Source organism: Paenibacillus mesophilus (assembly GCF_005938385.1).
Lineage (GTDB): Bacteria > Bacillota > Bacilli > Paenibacillales > NBRC-103111 > Paenibacillus_AB > Paenibacillus_AB mesophilus.
In genome coordinates, this window is record NZ_VCRA01000081.1 from 1 (window position 1) to 1,474 (window position 1,474).

Annotated in this window: 1 protein-coding gene; it reads left to right on the forward strand. The window is 49.0% G+C overall.

From position 1 onward, the window contains the following. Positions 1–24 precede the first annotated feature (24 nt). Positions 25–1,382, forward strand: a protein-coding gene (locus FE783_RS37245) for an IS1182 family transposase (RefSeq protein WP_138884451.1) whose coding sequence is annotated in 2 segments (ribosomal slippage) — positions 25–589 and positions 589–1,382 — 1,359 coding nt in all. Because the reading frame shifts where the segments join, the coding sequence is not laid out codon by codon here. The last annotated feature ends 92 nt before the right edge of the window (positions 1,383–1,474 follow it).

Below are 1,474 nucleotides of genomic sequence, written 5' to 3' on the forward strand. Positions count from 1 at the left end.
CTATCCTATTTAGGCGGTGATTGCATGCTTCGCTCCAATCCACATGCACAAAACAGCTACGAATTCGTTTGTTTGGAAGACCTCGTTCCGCAAAATCATCTGCTTCGCAAGGTTCATGCACACATCGACTTTTCTTTTATTCTTGAAAAAGTAAAGCCTTACTATAGTGAGGATAATGGACGGCCTTCGGTTGATCCGATCCTTCTCTTTAAAATGATGTTGATTGGTTTTCTTTTTGGCATACGTTCCGAGCGGCAGCTCGAGCAAGAGGTTCAACTCAACATGGCCTACCGATGGTTCGTCGGGTTAGGATTAACGGATCGCGTTCCAGATCACAGCACCTTAAGTTTAAATCGCAAGCGCCTCCAGGACACGTCGGTCGTTCAGGACATTTTCGATCATATCGTGATGAAAGCCATTGAGCTTCGGATGGTTGCCGGCCGCGTACTTGTGACGGATTCCACCCATCTCAAAGCCAATGCCAACAAACGTAAGTTCATCAAGCAAGAAGTTGAAAAGAGCGTCAAAACGTATTTGGATGACTTGGACGAGGCGGTTCAAGCCGATCGAGCGGCACATGGAAAAAAGCTTTAAAGCCCCGGGAGGAGGTGAGCGAAACCAAGGAGACAAAAGTGAGTACAACCGATCCGGAGAGTGGCTATATGGTTCGGGACGGGAAACCGGAAGGATTCTTCTATTTGGATCACCGGACGGTCGATCATAAGTACAACATCATTACCGATGTGCATATTACCCCTGGAAATGTCCATGACTCGGTCCCTTACCTGGAACGACTTCACCTGCAAATCGAGAAATTTGGATTCGACAAAACGCTGGAGGCCGTGGCCCTGGATGCCGGTTATTACACGGCGGATATTTGCAAGAAGCTACATACCCGAAAGATTTATGCTGTAATTGGACGCAGGAGCTACACCCCCGTAAAAGGACTTATTGCCAAGTGGCGGTTCAAGTATGACGAAGAGCTCGACCTGTATCGGTGTCCCCAAAAACAGGAACTCACGTACACCACGACCGATCGGGAAGGGTACCGCCACTACAAGTCGGACCCGCAAATTTGTAAGGATTGCCCGTTGCTTGGCGAATGCACGCGTTCCAAAAACAAGCAAAGGGTCATTACCCGGCATGTCTGGCAGGACAGCAAGGACTGGGTGAAACAAAACGGATGTTCCCGTCCGGGCAAATATTTGTACCGTCTCCGGTACCAGACGATTGAGCGAAGTTTCGCGGATGCCAAAGAGCTCCACGGCCTTCGCTATTGCCGGTTGCGCGGAAAGAAAAAAGTTCTGGAGCAGGCGCTCATGACCGCCATCTGCCAGAACATTAAAAAGATCGCCAACCATCTGGCCAAGCTAGCCAGGTAGGGCGATCTTTTCTGTTTCTGGTTAGAGACGTCTCAGAGTTATACATTCTTGATCCAGACTAGCTCGAAAAACTAGGCTTTATAAACAGCCTG